This is a genomic window from Colwellia sp. SU-HH00943, assembly GCF_057546125.1.
This window is the reverse complement of record NZ_BAAJLW010000001.1, coordinates 117574-132555: the sequence shown is the minus strand read 5'-3', so window position 1 is coordinate 132555 and position 14982 is coordinate 117574. Positions and strand designations below refer to the sequence as shown.

The window sequence follows — 14982 nt, the reverse complement described above, 5'->3', positions numbered from 1 at the left end:
ATCTTTTTTGAACACTATCACACATGGCACTTCCCCCCTTAAAACAATGATAAAAAGGCAAGATATGAAATTATTCTCGTTCAATAAAATAGCGCTCGTTGCATTATGCTCTACGTTAGTACTGACCGCTTGTGAAGATAAAACGCCAGTTGCAGAGAAAGCTGAAAAAATTACCGCACCAACTACAGCGGAAATAGCTAAAAAAATTGCCAAAGAAACATTGATTGTAGATACACATATTGACGTGCCTTATCGGTTAGATCATGAGTATGAAGATGTGAGTCACGCGACTGCAAAAGGGGAGTTTGATTACCCAAGAGCTGTTGAAGGTGGTTTAAATGCTGCATTTATGTCTATTTATATTCCATCAAAACTGCAAGAAACAGGTGGTAGCAAAGCCCTTGCCGATAAATTAATTGACGATATTGAAGCTATTGTTAAGCAATCACCTGATAAATTTGCTTTAGCTTACTCAACCAAGCAAGTGCAAGAGAACTTTGATAAGGGGATAATTTCACTTCCTTTAGGTATAGAAAATGGCAGCCCGATTGAAGGGGATTTAGCAAACCTACAACATTTTTACGATCGCGGTGTTCGTTATATAACTTTAGCTCATGCCAAAGCAAATCACATCTCTGACTCTTCTTATGATGAAAACCGTCCTGCACAAGGTTTAACTGAGTTTGGTAAACAACTGATTGTTGAAATGAATAATATTGGCATCATGGTAGATGTTTCACACATTTCAGATCAGGCTTTTTATCAAGTCATGGAAATCAGTAAAGCACCTGTGATCGCATCACACTCTTCAGCACGCTTCTTTACCCCTGGTTTTGAGCGAAATATGTCTGATGACATGATTAAATTGCTAGCCAAAAATGGTGGTGTTATTCAAATGACTTTCAGTGGTATTTTTACCTCGCAAAAATATCGAGAGCAAAGTGCAGCGTTTAAAGTGGCAAAAGCTGACTTTATTAAACAGCATAACTTAAATGAAGAACTTGAAGCTGATATCGCTAAAATAGATGCTTTTGAAGAAGAGTATAAATTGGCTAACCCTTATGACTTAGGCGCTTTAGAGCAAGTGCTGGATCATTATGATCACGTGATTAAACTTGTGGGTATAGATTATGTAGGCATAGGCTCAGACTTTGATGGCGTTAGCGGAATTCTTCCTGAAACATTAAAAGATGTAGCGACTTACCCTAATTTAATTGCAGGTTTATTAGAGCGCGGTTACAGTGAGCAAGATATTGAAAAGCTATTGTCGGGTAACTTAATGCGTGTTTGGCAACAAGTAGAAGCATTTGCAGAGAACGCTAAATAACCTAAAGCATCTTAGCTAAATAAAAAGCGCATAAGTAATTATAATCACGCCATATTGACACTGTATAAAAACTCAGTACACTGTCTTTATGGAACAGATTGCTACTAAGAAAATAATTCACATTGATATGGACTGCTTTTATGCAGCCGTTGAAATGCGTGACTTTCCTGAATATCGAAATATCCCACTAGCGGTTGGGGGCGACGGCCCCCGCAGTGTTCTTTGTACCTGTAATTATCAAGCAAGAAAATTTGGTGTTCGCTCGGCTATGTCTGCGCTGAAGGCCAAACAGTTATGTCCTGAGTTGACCATAGTACATGGCCGTATGTCGGTGTATAAAGAAGTGTCAGCACAGATTCGTGAAATTTTTTTGCGTTATACCAGTATTATTGAGCCGCTGTCACTTGATGAAGCGTTTCTTGATGTCACTAACTCACCACAATGCCAAGGAAGTGCTACCTTAATAGCTGAGCAAATAAGGGCAGATATTTTCAATGAATTGAATTTAACGGCATCAGCGGGTGTTGCACCGAATAAATTTATTGCTAAAATTGCCAGCGATGAGAATAAGCCAAATGGTCAGTGTGTCGTTTCACCCGATAAAGTAACAGATTTTGTGAAACATTTATCACTTAAGAAAATTCCAGGAATAGGGCCAAAGACATTTCAAAAATTAGAATCGTTTGGTTTTTCCACCTGTGCCGATGTCAGAGCTTCTTCTGTCGCTAAGTTATCGACCATTGTTGGCAAGTTTGCTAGCAGTTTATATCAGAAAGCACATGGTATAGATAACCGTGAATTGGTGGTTAGTCGACAGCGAAAGTCATTAGCGATTGAAACAACTTTAGCGATTGACATTTTTTCTGAAGTAGATTGCTTAGCCGTTATTGAGCAGCTTTATCCTAAGTTACTCGTCAGGCTTGAGAAAGTTAAAGGCAGGAAAATAGTTCGTCAGGGTATCAAATTAAAGTTTAATGATTTTAACCAGACAACTGTAGAGCAACAAAGCTTAACTGCCGAGCAGGAAGTTTTTAAGGCCTTATTGCCAAAAGCACTTGAGCGCGCTAAAAACCGAGGTATTCGATTAGTTGGGTTAACCTTAGGTTTTGCTGAAGAAGATCAAGCAATAGAAGCGTATCTCGACAAGCAATTGACTTTGCTATAACGATTAAGGTTTAAGCGGTTAGAGTTTAAGTGAACAGAATTTAAAAATTCACGGTTTAATAGTTCAAATAGCCAGTCAAAGTGATGACAGAAGAAAAGCAAAAATCAACAAAGCAAAAATATCAAAAGCAAACCGCATTACAATGTGGCGTTGGCTTACTTGCTCGTCGAGAACATTCAGAGAATGAATTAAGGCAAAAATTATCGACGCGAGAGTTTGAACAAGATGAAATTGATATGGCAATTGAGTTCTTGCTTGAAAAAGATTACTTATCTGACTTACGTTTTGCAGAAAGTACCTGTCGATATCGCGTAAATCGAGGTTATGGTTGGCGTTATATTGCCAATGAGTTAACCCAAAAAGGGGTTAGTACAACAATTATTCAACAATTGCAGAAAAATTGCGAAATTGATTGGTATCTTCAAGCCGAGCTTGCGTATAATAAGCGCTTTAATGAATTTGAGGCAAAAGACCCTCAAAGCGCACAAAAAGAGAAAGCGAAAAGAATTCGTTTTTTACAGTATCGCGGCTTTTCTAGCGATGAAATTTTTGCGATAGATAGCATAAACATTAGTAAGTACTAACTGAATAAATAGATAGATTAATTAAGGTTCCCATGATTAAAAGCACCGCTGAAGTACGTCAGGCATTCTTAGATTATTTTGCCACGAAACAACACCAAATCGTTAAAAGTAGTTCGCTTGTACCTGGAAATGACGCAACGTTATTGTTTACCAATGCAGGCATGGTTCCTTTTAAAGACGTTTTTTTGGGTGCAGAAAAGCGAAGCTATACTCGTGCAACCTCAGCACAACGTTGTGTTCGCGCGGGTGGTAAACATAACGATTTAGAGAATGTTGGTTACACTGCTCGTCATCACACTTTCTTTGAGATGATGGGTAACTTTAGTTTTGGTGACTACTTCAAAGAAAATGCCATCAGTTATGCATGGGAATTTCTCACACAAGTTTTAGGCTTACCTAAAGAAAAACTCTTGGTGACTGTCTATGAAAGTGATGAAGAAGCATTTACGTACTGGAAAGATGAGATAGGGGTGCCAGTAGAGAAAATTATTCGTATTGGCGATAAGTCTCCAGATAAAAAATATGAGTCTGATAACTTTTGGTCTATGGGTGATACTGGCCCTTGTGGTCCATGTTCAGAGATATTTTATGACCATGGCGAACATATTTGGGGTGGTCCTCCAGGCTCTCCAGAAGAAGATGGTGATCGTTTTATTGAGATCTGGAATATCGTTTTCATGCAGTTTAATCGCCAAGCTAATGGTGATATGGAGCCACTACCAAACCCGTCTATTGATACTGGCATGGGGTTAGAGCGTATTTCCGCTATTATGCAAGATGTGCATAGCAATTATGAAATAGATCTTTTCCAAGCGTTGATTAAAGATACGGCCAAATTATTGTCTTGTACTGATCTCGATAATAAATCATTGCGTGTTATCAGTGATCATATTCGTTCATGTAGCTTTTTAATTGTTGATGGCGTTGTACCTTCAAACGAAGGTCGAGGTTATGTATTACGTCGTATTATCCGTCGCGCAATTCGTCATGGCCATAAATTAGAAGCGAAAGAGCACTTTTTCTATAAGCTTGTGAACTCGTTAGTTGAACAAATGGGTGAAGCGTATCCTGAGTTACTTCAGCATCAAGCAACGATTGAAAAGCTGTTACGTATTGAGGAAGAGCAATTTGGCCGCACATTGGATCGCGGTATGTTGTTACTTGAAGAAATACTCGATAATTTAGAGGGCGACACGATTAACGGTGATGATGTCTTCAAATTGTATGACACTTATGGCTTTCCAGCGGACTTAACTGCAGATATAGCGCGTGAGCGTCAATTAAATATTGATCATAGTGGCTTTGATGCTGCAATGGCTCAACAGCGAGAACGCGCACAGCAAGCGAGTAACTTCGGCACTGATTACAACCAACAGTTGAAATCTGATCATAAAACTGATTTTAAAGGTTATGATAATAATGCTTATTCTTCGACCATTGTTGAACTTTTCAATAATGAAGATCAAGAAGCGGTTGCGCAATTAAAAGCTGGTGAACATGGTTTAGTTATTTTAGATCGTACACCGTTTTATGCTGAATCTGGTGGTCAGGTAGGTGATAGCGGTTTATTACACCTTGATGGCGGTGTATTTGAAGTTGAAGATACAATTAAATTAGGTAACGCTTTTGCGCACAAAGGGGTTGCTAAAACAGATATGGGCCTTAACCGACGTGTTAAAGCTGAAATTGATGTAGACCGCAGGGCAGCCATTGTAAAAAACCATACGGCAACGCATTTAATTCATGCAGCTTTACGTACAGTATTAGGTGATCATGTTGCTCAAAAAGGCTCGTTATGTGATGAAGAAAAGCTTCGTTTTGATTTCTCTCATTTTGAAGCCGTGACAGCAGAAGAGCTTTATCAGGTAGAGCAATTGGTTAATGATGAGATTCGCCGAAATCACGTTAAAGAAACTGAATCAATGTATATTGAAGAAGCGAAAGCCAAAGGCGCAATGGCGCTGTTTGGTGAGAAATATGACGATGAAGTTCGAGTGGTTACTTTAGGTGATTTTTCTATTGAGTTATGTGGTGGTGTTCATGTTGAACGCACAGGTGACATCGGTTTATTAAAAATAGTTTCTGAATCAGGTATTGCTGCTGGTGTTAGACGTGTTGAAGCTGTTACGGCGACAACAGCCTTGGCTTATATCAATGATCAGAGTGAAACTTTAAATAAAGTAGCAAGCTTAGTTAAGTCTGATGTAGCTAGTGTGGATGCAAAAGTAGAGCAATTATTATCTCGCTCAAAAACACTTGAAAAAGAAGTAGCTTCTCTTAAGCAGGAATTAGCGGCACAAGCTGGCTCAGACTTAATCAATAGCGCTATTGAAATAAATGGTATTAAGGTACTAATTGCTGACTTAGATGGCGTAGAAAGTAAAGCATTACGTGGAATGGTTGATGAGCTGAAAAATAAAATGCAATCAGGAATTATCATGCTTGCAACAGCTAATGGTTCAAAAGTTGGTTTAATTGCCGGTGTGACAAAAGATTTAGTTGGAAAGGTAAAAGCTGGAGAACTTGTTAATATGGTAGCTCAACAAGTAGGTGGTAAAGGTGGTGGCCGACCTGATATGGCACAAGCGGGTGGTAGTCAACCTGAAAATATTACTGACGCTTTAGCTTCCGTTAAACCTTGGTTAACTGAAAAATTAGCTTAAATCTAAATAATCATTTTTAAAAATAGCCAATAGAAGTAATTCATTGGCTATTTTTTTATCAAATGAATAAATACTCTCTATGTTTGTACTTAAATCAGAACGTTTTAAAAACTAATGTTAACAGTGTGTTAACCGTACATATTAAAACTTAAAATAACATAAAAAAACACTTCCTAACTCTATTCAAGGTTAAGATAAGCTTGTTAGAATACTTACTACATTTGGTGAGCTCTAAGCACAGGAGCTTAAGTTCATCAAAAAAATGGCTTTTTCCTGAATATTTACTATTACTTAAGAGGTATGAAGGAAAAACATACTAATTTCATATATTACTAGCTTATATATATTTATTTAGTGATTCTTAACTTTAGAAAAAAGGAAGATGTATATGTTAATATTAACACGGCGTGTAGGTGAGACATTAATGATAGGTGACGAAGTTACCGTAACTGTCCTAGGCGTTAAAGGAAATCAGGTACGAATAGGTGTTAATGCGCCCAAAGAAATCTCAGTGCATCGTGAAGAAATTTATATGCGTATTCAAGCTGAGAAGGACGATAGTGAGGCATCAGGCAACGTATAATTATCAATAAATTAATTTATATGTTCATTAAAAAGCACCATTAGATATGGTGCTTTTTTATTCCCCTAAGAAAAGGAAATGCTTGAAAATTGATGTTTTTGTTTGAATTGTCAACAAACAGTATAAAAAGCTAAATAAATTAGCAAAAATGTTTGACTTATTTTTAAGATCCATTAATATTCGCACCCACTGGAGAGGTGGCCGAGTGGCCGAAGGCGCTCCCCTGCTAAGGGAGTATCTGGTTTATCCCGGATCGAGGGTTCGAATCCCTCCCTCTCCGCCATTATTTACCTAGGTAATCAATGGCAAATCTTTTAACTAAGATTGAAAAAATAGTTTATTGCGGACGCGTAGCTCAGCTGGATAGAGTACCTGGCTACGAACCAGGCGGTCGCAGGTTCGACTCCTGCCGCGTCCGCCACTTTATTAATTTAATAAAGTGGTTAAGTTAGTAATAACAGCTACTATTAAAGCTGTATAAAGAAATTTTTAGACCGCGGACGCGTAGCTCAGCTGGATAGAGTACCTGGCTACGAACCAGGCGGTCGCAGGTTCGACTCCTGCCGCGTCCGCCACTTTGATTATAAAAAAACCTAGCTATGCTAGGTTTTTTTATGCCCTAAATTTGTGTTCTATCTATTAGCTATTCTGTCGGTGCAAATCTATCGATGAATGATATAGCTCAACTCGCTTATCTGTATAAGCTGAAAAACTATACTGATTATTTAACGAACTCAGTCTCGAATCTTAGTTAAACCTTTATTTCCATAAACTCTCATTCTAGGTCGGCTTTATTCTAATCTTGTTATTGGTTTTTTGTTGGAAACCCTTCAAAGTTAGCCAGTCTTGTTTGAATTATTTATAGAGTGTGATTATTGAAATCACATCAAACTTTCTAGGTATTGGTTAGTTTTTATCGTCAAGTAGTTAATCGAATTTATGAGCATAAGTGGGGCGATTTACGGCTTCGACAAGAACTCACTAAACTAAGCCTTAGAGCGCTTGATGATATTATAAACATGCTCTATAAATAATATGAACAAGCATCTAAAGTCAGCGGTGTAACACTTATCAGCCGGGTAAGTAGTTCCATGGTTATCACTATTATTCACCTTAAATGAATAAAAAACCAAATCATATATTGTATATTGTTTGCTATAACTTATCTCTATCCCTGATAATTATTGAATTAGGATTGTATACAATATGTCTTTTATGCAATTTGAAATGAATAACAAGCAAAAAAGGCTGAATATTTCTTCTTTTACCTCTTGACGTGAAATTATTTTTATGAAACTGCGAAAAAATGTTTGTTTTTAATTATTGGAGTGATTATTCTAATTTCTGAAATTTAAAAATGAGAACAAATAATGAACGAAATGCAACAGCAATTTATAGAGGCTGGTACACTTATGCTTGCCGGTATGGTTTTTGTATTTGCTTTTTTAAGTATATTAATACTTTTTATTAATACTGTATTAGCAAAGCTGGCCATTACGTTTCCCGATCCTGTAGCGCCAAGTCGTAATCGCTCAGCGAAACAAATAAAGAAAGTAGCCAGTGGTGAAGTTTCACCTGCTGTTGTTGCTGCAATCAGCGGAGCGGTAACTCGCTATCGCCAAAAAAACTCTCAATAGAATTTAAAATATAAAATAAGGGCATAGTCATGAGCAAGCCATTAGGTATTACCGAAGTTGTCTTAAGGGATGGGCATCAGTCAATTTTAGCAACACGTCTTCGTTTAGAAGATATGTTACCTATCGCAAAAACATTAGATGAAGTAGGTTATTGGTCAATTGAGTCATGGGGTGGAGCAACCTTTGATTCTTGTATTCGTTACCTTGGTGAAGATCCGTGGGAGCGCATTAGAGCTTTGAAAAAAGCTATGCCAAATACTAAGCAACAGATGTTATTTCGTGGTCAAAACATTTTAGGTTACCGCCATTATGCTGATGACGTAGTAGAAAAATTTGTTGAGCGCGCTCATGTTAATGGTGTGGATGTGTTCCGTATTTTTGATGCAATGAACGACGTGCGTAACTTACAAACTTCTATTAAAGCTGCAGTAAAAGTAGGTGCACACGCTCAAGGAACTTTAAGTTATACCGAAAGTCCAGTGCATACGCTTGAAGGTTGGTTAACTATGGCTAAGCAGCTTGAAGATATGGGTGCTCACTCATTATGTATCAAAGATATGTCAGGGTTATTAAAACCTTATGATGCTGCTGAATTAATCTCTAAATTAAAAGAAACCGTTTCTTTGCCTATCGCTTTACATTGTCATGCAACGACAGGTTTAAGTGTGGCAACACAAATGAAGGGTATCGATAGTGGTGTTGACGTAATTGATACTTCTATTTCATCGTTGAGTATGACTTATGGTCATTCTCCAACGGAAACGATTGCTTCAATTGTTGAGGGAACGGAGCGTGACTCTGGCCTTAATATTGAGAAAATGGCTGAAGTTGCAGCTTATTTTAGAGGAGTTAGAGAAAAATATGAGCAATTTGAAGGAAGCTTAAAAGGTGTTGATGCGCGTATTCTTACGGCGCAAGTACCTGGTGGCATGTTAACCAACATGGAGAACCAGTTAAAAGAACAAGGTGCTTCAGATAAGTTTGATGAAGTATTAACGGAAATTCCAAAAGTACGTAAAGATCTAGGTTATATTCCACTAGTAACACCAACCTCTCAAATTGTTGGTACTCAGGCAGTGCTTAATGTACTAACTGGTGAGCGTTATAAGTCAATTACTAAAGAAACTGCTGGTGTATTAAAAGGTGAATATGGCTCAACAGCTGCTGAAGTAAACTCAGAGCTACAAAACCGTGTATTAGATGGTCAAGAAGCTATTACTTGTCGTCCGGCAGACTTGCTTGATCCTGAAATGGATAAACTTTCAGATGAGCTGCAAGGTGTAGCTTCTGAGAAAGGTATTGCACTGGCTGATGATACTATTGATGACGTTTTGACTTATGCTTTATTCCCACAAATAGGGTTGAAGTTCTTAGAAAATCGAAATAATCCTGATGCGTTTGAGCCTGTACCAACAAAAGCAACACCGAAAGTAGAAAGTGCAGCGCAAGCCGTGTCTGCAACTGATCCTGAAAGTTACGCAGTAAGTGTTGATGGTAAAGTATATGATGTAGTTGTTGCCCCAGGTGGCTCAATTGAATCAATCACTCATCCAGCTGGTGATGACGCCATAAAGCAGTCAGCTTCTATTTCTGCAGAAGAAACATTAAATGCGCCTCTAGCGGGTAATATCTTCAAAGTTTTAGTGTCTGAAGGTGATAGTGTTGAAGCGGGTGATGTCGTGATTATTATGGAAGCGATGAAAATGGAAACTGAAGTACGCGCAGCCAATGCAGGTGTTATTACTAGCTTACATATTAAAGAAGGTGATGCCGTTGCAGTTGGTGAAGCCTTACTAAGCTTTTCATAGGGGATAGCATGGAATCGTTACATAGACTGTGGTTATCTACAGGTTTAGCAAATTTTGAGTTAGGCCAAGTAATCATGATGCTGGTTGGCTGTGGCTTATTGTATCTTGCTATTGCTCGTAATTTTGAACCGCTTTTACTTTTACCTATGGGTTTTGGTTCAATTTTAACGAATATCCCTGTGGCTGGATTTTCAGAAGTGGGTGGCTTACTTCACTATATTTATTATGCTGGGATTGATACGGGTATCTTCCCACTATTAATCTTTATGGGCGTAGGAGCCATGACAGACTTTGGTGCCTTAATTGCTAATCCTAAAACATTACTGCTAGGTGCTGCCGCTCAGTTTGGTATTTTTGCTACTTTATTTGGCGCTATTGTACTTAATGCCGTACCGGGGATTGAGTTTACGTTAAAGGATGCCTCTGCGATTGCTATTATTGGTGGTGCCGATGGTCCTACTGCTATATTTTTGGCGTCTAAATTAGCGCCTGAACTACTAGGGGCAATAGCGGTTGCTGCCTACTCTTATATGGCGTTAGTACCTATTATTCAGCCACCGATTATGAAAGCGTTCACGACTGAAGAAGAGCGTAAAATTGAAATGGCACAATTACGCCCAGTGACTAAAATTGAGAAAGTTATATTTCCACTTGGTGTATTGTTAATGACAATTTTCTTCTTACCGGCAGCAACACCATTAGTTGGTATGTTCTGTTTAGGTAACTTGATGCGTGAGTGTGGAGTGGTAGACCGTTTGAGTTCAACGGCTCAAAATGAGTTAATAAATATCGTTACCATCTTCTTAGGTTTAGGTGTTGGCTCAAAGTTAAGTGCAGAAGCTTTCCTTAATGTAGAAACGTTAGGCATATTAGGGCTAGGTGCTGTGGCTTTCTCAATTGGTACCGCCTCTGGTGTTCTTATGGCCAAAATTATGAATAAGGTTTCTAAAACTCCAATCAACCCACTAATTGGAGCAGCAGGGGTTTCTGCTGTACCTATGGCTGCTAGGGTTGCTAATAAAGTAGGTTTAGAAGCTAACCCACATAACTTCTTGTTGATGCATGCTATGGGACCGAATGTTGCGGGTGTATTAGGCTCAGCAGTAGCAGCAGGTATTTTATTAGCTTTAGTTGGTTAATAACTTTTACCTGATAAACGGATAATGAAAACGCTAAGCTTGTCTTAGCGTTTTTTTTGATGTTAATAAAATGTAATCATTTCAAAGTCTTTTGTCGGATTGTTTTACACTTGTTCAATTTTATAACTGTTTAACCTTCTAATCACAAGAAAAGTAAGAAGTTTTTTGTTTTGGCCTGTATTTTGCTTTTATTGTTGTAACATATAGTTGTATTGCTTAATCAGAGCAAAGTTTTTATAAGGGTTTAAAAATGAATTTAATCAAAGTTGTAAAAGGGATTTCTCTTTCGTTAGTTTTGGGGATGTCGGCAGCAAACGCTGGTGTAATTGAGTCATGGGATATTGATTTACATGATCTTAGACTGAACGGCAATATTACTGAAGTTGCAGGTCAAAATCAGTCAACAATGAATACTTGGATGTGGAACGGCTCTGTTCTTAAACTAAATGAAAATGCTTGGTTTTCAATTGACTTAGCAGATGCAATTGGTGAAACAAGTTTAAGCTTAGCTGAGCTAGATAGTAATATTATTCTTTCTTTTGATTTCCGTGCTAGTGAATTTATGCCTGAAATTGCTGGCTTATCAGTTAATGGTGTTTCTTCTGATGATGCTTTCAACTTATTTGGCTCTCAGAGTTGGGGAAGTGATGCTGTTCAATATACTGCTAACAGTAACCAATGGCAGCATTTTGAAATCAACCTAGATGAATTAACCAGTGTTAATTCATTTTCTACAATCACCTTTATCAATGATTGTGATGCAGCAAATGGTTGTGGTGGATCAGATGTTCGTTTTAGAAATTTAACCCTTACTCAGGTACCTGAGCCTTCAACGATCGCAGTATTAGGCCTTGGTTTATTAGGTTTAGCAGCAAGTCGTAAACGTAAAGTTTAATAAAGCAATATTTGATTATAGTAAGGTAAGTTCCTTACTAAATAAAAAACCGAGCTATGCTCGGTTTTTTATTGTTCAATTCTCAGCATAAACTTACTTTGAACAATTTCTCACTGTATTTTAACGTGACAAATAAAGTACAATGCCTTATTCGTATTTAGCTTCTTCTTATGTGTATGAAACCTCTGTTAACCTTCTGCTTTTGTTTATTATTTTTAAATGCTTGCTCTACCTCATCAACAGGTCGCAAACAAGTATCGCTGTACTCTGAATCCGAGCTCAATCATATGGGCACTGTTTCTTTTGAGCAAATGAAAAAAGAAACACCTATTAGTAGTGATATAGATATCAATCACTTTGTTCAATGTGTTGCCAGTTCTGTAACCGCTTATGTACCTGCCTCAGCTCATCAAGGAGAGTGGGAAGTTGTGGTTTTCGACTCTGAGCAAGTAAATGCCTTTGCTTTACCTGGTGGTAAAATTGGTGTTTATACAGGTATTTTGCATGTTACTGAAAATCAAGATCAACTTGCGGCCATCATTGGCCATGAAGTAGGGCATGTGCTTGAACATCATTCAAATGAGCGTTTGTCAGCTAATAAATTATCAAACGTTGGTATGATGGTGGCAGCTATAGCCTTAGGGGCGAGTGATGTAGACAACAAAGGATTATGGGTTGCAGGATTAGGTATTGGTGTTCAATATGGCTTGGTGATGCCCTATAGTAGAGCCCATGAAAGTGAAGCTGATATTGTTGGCCAAGAGCTTATGGCACGTGCTGGCTTTGACCCCAAAGCAAGCATTCACTTATGGCAAAATATGGCTAAGTTAAGTAAAAGCTCACCGCCTGAGTTTATGTCTACTCACCCTGCAAACGAAACGCGCATTAAACAGCTCAGTGAACATTTACGTGTTTCTGAGAAGCTTTATATTACGAAAAAAGAGCAGGGTAATTTACCTCAATGCCCTAAGCCTGAAATGGTGACTAGCGGTAAGGAGAGCTGATTGAGAGGCTAACATAGCACAATGCGAGATACCCCCTGAGTTTGTTATTTGTACGTTTTTAAGGGTGTAACTTGAAGTTTTGCCAGCTATTGTCTTTTTTCTCAAAGCATACTCTATCATGTAAGCGATTTGCACGGCCTTGCCAGAACTCAATATAGCTTGGTTTAACCCTCCAGCCACCCCAAAATTCGGGGTGGGGTACTTCACCTTCAGCATACTTTTCACTAAAGTGCTGCATTCGATCTTTAAGTTCATTTTGATGAGATAACTTTTGGCTTTGTTTTGACGCCCAAGCACCCACTTGGCTGCCTCTATCACGGCTATGAAAGTAATCAGCTGATTCTTGTGCTGTCACTTTTTCAACACACCCTTCAATACGTATTTGTCGCTGTAAAACATTCCAATGAAATAATAGGGCTACTTTACTGTTATCTGCTAATTCATGGCTTTTTCGACTGTTATAATTAGTAAAAAAAACAAAACCCTCGTCATCAAAGGCTTTTAACAACACCATTCTACTGCTTGGTTGTCCGTCAGGACTACAGCTGCTTACTGACATCGCTTCTGGCAATAGAATGCCGGCTTTATTAGCATCTTCAAACCATTGATTAAATAATGGAAATGGGGTGGAATCAGTAGGAATTTCAGGTAAGGGTAATGCAACACCTTGTCCAAAGGTAAATAAACAACGTAGCTTTTCAAATAATGTCATGGTGAATGAGAGCTCTAGAATTGACTTTTATGGCTAGATAATACTATCTAGCCATTTTTATGCCTCTAGTTTAATGATGATTACCCATATAATCTAGCGTTAAATTAGTGAGTAATTTAACGCCTAGCTTCATACCGCTTTCATCTATTTCAAATTCAGGGGTATGGTGATCAGGAGCTTTTTCTGCTGGTGTACTCTTTGATTTTCCACCAACAAATAAGTATAAGCCAGGCACTTTTTCTTGGAAGAAAGAGAAATCTTCAGCACCCGTTACTGGGTTGGTTACTTTGGTGTTTTCTACTCCAGCCGTGGCTTGTAATACTGGCAGCATATCAGCCATTAACTTTTCATCGTTATAAGTGATTGGATAGCTGTAATCCAGTGGCAAGGTTACTGTCGCTTGAGCATTCATACTTTTTGCGATGCTAGAGGCCTTGTTATGCACAGATTTATGTATATGTTTTCTAATGTCTGGATTCAAGGTGCGGATAGTACCAATAAGCTCTACTTCATTAGGAATAATATTTGAGCGATTACCACCTTGTATCTTGCCTACAGAAACAACGGCAGCGCTATCTATTAGTTCTACTTCACGACTAACGATTGTTTGTAATCCCATGATTATTTGGGCTGAGGTTACAATAGGATCGACACTATTCCACGGGTAAGCACCGTGAGATTGTTTGCCATGAACAACAATCTTAAAGGGATCAACTGCTGCCATAATACCACCAGCGCGATAATGCACAGTACCAACATCTTTATTTGAGCTAATGTGCAAACCAAAAATCACGTCTACATCAGGAGAAGATAATACGCCTTCTTTGACCATGATTTCTGCGCCGCCTACTTCACCTGCGGGTGCTCCTTCCTCGGCGGGTTGAAAGATAAATTTAACTTTACCGTGTAATTTATCTTTCATTGAGGTCAATATTTTTGCTGCCCCCATTAACATAGCAATATGCGTATCATGTCCGCACGCGTGCATAACACCGACTTCTTGTCCGTTAAAGGTAGATTTAACTTTTGAGGCAAAGGGTAAGTTAACATTCTCTGTTACAGGCAAACCGTCTATATCTGCCCGTAATGCTACAACTGGCCCTGGTTTTCCTGAGTCTAATACAGCCACAACGCCTGTTTTTGCTACACCTGTTTGCACTTCAAGCCCTAGAGATTTTAGAAATTTTGTAATTGTTTTAGCCGTTTCAAACTCTCTATTTGAGAGCTCAGGATACTGATGGAAATGACGGCGCCATTTAATAACATCGGCTTCCACTTTCGTTGCTAAGCTGTTTACTTCATCGCCATGAGTAAGGGTGTTGGCTTGTATCTGTTGACAAGTACAAGCCAATAATAAAGGGAGTAGAAGGAGGTTTTTACTTAATTTTGCTTTGCTAGTTTTGATCATAATAAGGCTTTATTGTTATTGAACGTAGTTAGACCATACTGCATTTGTTCAAAAAAC

At 38.3% G+C, this 14982-nt stretch carries 12 protein-coding genes and 3 tRNA genes; 13 read left to right on the top strand and 2 right to left on the bottom strand.

The window, feature by feature from the left end; translation table 11 throughout:
• Positions 1-64: 64 nt before the first annotated feature.
• The 13 genes from AC27GZ_RS00540 (at position 65) to AC27GZ_RS00480 (ending at position 12805) form a co-directional block, all read left to right on the top strand.
• Positions 65-1327 carry a dipeptidase gene (locus AC27GZ_RS00540; RefSeq protein WP_487092920.1) on the top strand — a complete coding sequence of 421 codons (1263 nt, stop codon included), beginning with the start codon at positions 65-67 and terminating at the stop codon, positions 1325-1327.
• A gap of 88 nt (positions 1328-1415) precedes the next feature.
• Complete coding sequence (gene dinB / locus AC27GZ_RS00535) at positions 1416-2492, top strand: DNA polymerase IV (RefSeq protein WP_487092919.1); 1077 nt, start codon at positions 1416-1418, stop codon at positions 2490-2492.
• Positions 2493-2575: 83 nt separating this feature from the next.
• Positions 2576-3076, top strand: coding sequence for a regulatory protein RecX (locus AC27GZ_RS00530; protein WP_487092918.1), 501 nt, complete (start codon positions 2576-2578; stop codon positions 3074-3076).
• A 32-nt stretch (positions 3077-3108) separates the two neighbouring features.
• Positions 3109-5739 (top strand): alanine--tRNA ligase, encoded by a 2631-nt coding sequence (alaS, locus tag AC27GZ_RS00525; RefSeq protein WP_487092917.1) that lies wholly within the window; start codon positions 3109-3111, stop codon positions 5737-5739.
• 388 nt (positions 5740-6127) lie between these two features.
• Positions 6128-6322 (top strand): carbon storage regulator CsrA, encoded by a 195-nt coding sequence (gene csrA / locus AC27GZ_RS00520; protein ID WP_487092916.1) that lies wholly within the window; start codon positions 6128-6130, stop codon positions 6320-6322.
• 191 nt (positions 6323-6513) lie between these two features.
• Positions 6514-6605: transfer RNA gene (locus tag AC27GZ_RS00515), tRNA-Ser, on the top strand.
• 61 nt (positions 6606-6666) lie between these two features.
• Positions 6667-6743 (top strand) — tRNA-Arg (locus tag AC27GZ_RS00510).
• Positions 6744-6820: 77 nt separating this feature from the next.
• Positions 6821-6897, top strand: a tRNA-Arg gene (locus tag AC27GZ_RS00505).
• 795 nt (positions 6898-7692) lie between these two features.
• Positions 7693-7959 (top strand): OadG family protein, encoded by a 267-nt coding sequence (locus AC27GZ_RS00500; RefSeq protein ID WP_487092915.1) that lies wholly within the window; start codon positions 7693-7695, stop codon positions 7957-7959.
• 29 nt (positions 7960-7988) lie between these two features.
• Positions 7989-9767 carry a sodium-extruding oxaloacetate decarboxylase subunit alpha gene (gene oadA, locus AC27GZ_RS00495; protein WP_487092914.1) on the top strand — a complete coding sequence of 593 codons (1779 nt, stop codon included), beginning with the start codon at positions 7989-7991 and terminating at the stop codon, positions 9765-9767.
• A gap of 8 nt (positions 9768-9775) precedes the next feature.
• Positions 9776-10906 carry a sodium ion-translocating decarboxylase subunit beta gene (locus AC27GZ_RS00490; protein ID WP_487092913.1) on the top strand — a complete coding sequence of 377 codons (1131 nt, stop codon included), beginning with the start codon at positions 9776-9778 and terminating at the stop codon, positions 10904-10906.
• Between the two features lie 250 nt (positions 10907-11156).
• Positions 11157-11801 carry a PEP-CTERM sorting domain-containing protein gene (locus AC27GZ_RS00485; protein ID WP_487092912.1) on the top strand — a complete coding sequence of 215 codons (645 nt, stop codon included), beginning with the start codon at positions 11157-11159 and terminating at the stop codon, positions 11799-11801.
• A gap of 176 nt (positions 11802-11977) precedes the next feature.
• The gene (locus AC27GZ_RS00480; RefSeq protein ID WP_487092911.1) at positions 11978-12805 is read left to right on the top strand and encodes a M48 family metallopeptidase; all 828 of its coding nucleotides are present in this window, start codon (positions 11978-11980) and stop codon (positions 12803-12805) included.
• Between the two features lie 58 nt (positions 12806-12863).
• Here the strand turns inward: AC27GZ_RS00480 and pdxH are convergent, their stop codons facing one another.
• Entirely contained in the window at positions 12864-13517 is a 654-nt protein-coding gene (gene pdxH / locus AC27GZ_RS00475) for a pyridoxamine 5'-phosphate oxidase (RefSeq protein WP_487092910.1), read from the bottom strand.
• A 70-nt stretch (positions 13518-13587) separates the two neighbouring features.
• Positions 13588-14925: an amidohydrolase gene (locus AC27GZ_RS00470; protein ID WP_487092909.1), complete on the bottom strand. Its 1338-nt coding sequence runs from the start codon at positions 14923-14925 to the stop codon at positions 13588-13590.
• Between the last annotated feature and the right edge of the window lie 57 nt (positions 14926-14982).